This is a genomic window from Tessaracoccus sp. OH4464_COT-324, assembly GCF_003932855.1.
GTDB lineage: Bacteria > Actinomycetota > Actinomycetes > Propionibacteriales > Propionibacteriaceae > Arachnia.
The window spans coordinates 1-336 of sequence record NZ_RQYZ01000161.1 but is presented as its reverse complement, the minus strand read 5'-3'; the positions used below and the strand labels follow the sequence as shown (position 1 = coordinate 336).

At 36.0% G+C, this 336-nt stretch carries 2 protein-coding genes; both read right to left on the bottom strand.

Annotation, left to right across the window (positions count from 1 at the left end; translation table 11 throughout):
• On the bottom strand, window positions 1-153 hold a 153-nt coding region (locus EII42_RS12585), incomplete at its 3' end, for a flavodoxin-dependent (E)-4-hydroxy-3-methylbut-2-enyl-diphosphate synthase (RefSeq protein ID WP_158676542.1).
• 6 nt (window positions 154-159) lie between these two features.
• Window positions 160-336, bottom strand: a 177-nt coding sequence (locus EII42_RS13925; RefSeq protein WP_125172437.1) for a DUF4115 domain-containing protein, incomplete at its 5' end; no start/stop codon positions are given.

The following is a 336-nucleotide window of genomic DNA, read 5'->3' as shown; positions in this document are numbered from 1 at the left end:
TGCTTTAATTTGAGCAACTGTTGCTTCAACATCTGTGGTTCTGGTGTTGGTCATAGATTGTACCGCAATAGGTGCATCGCCACCCACAGGTACATTTCCCACATAGATTTTCGTCGATTGACGACGATTAATAGTTGGTTTAAATGATGACATAATAATTTATTGTAATTTGAATTTAGCTACACGCCCGTCAACTTTTAACGGATAATGTTCGCCTTTATAAGTAATTTTAACGTTGCTTGGTGCACCAATAATTAAAGAATAAGGAGCTCCTTCATTAAAGGTTAAAATCTCACCTTGTTTATATTCTTTTTGTGCAAGTACTTTACGCTTAGC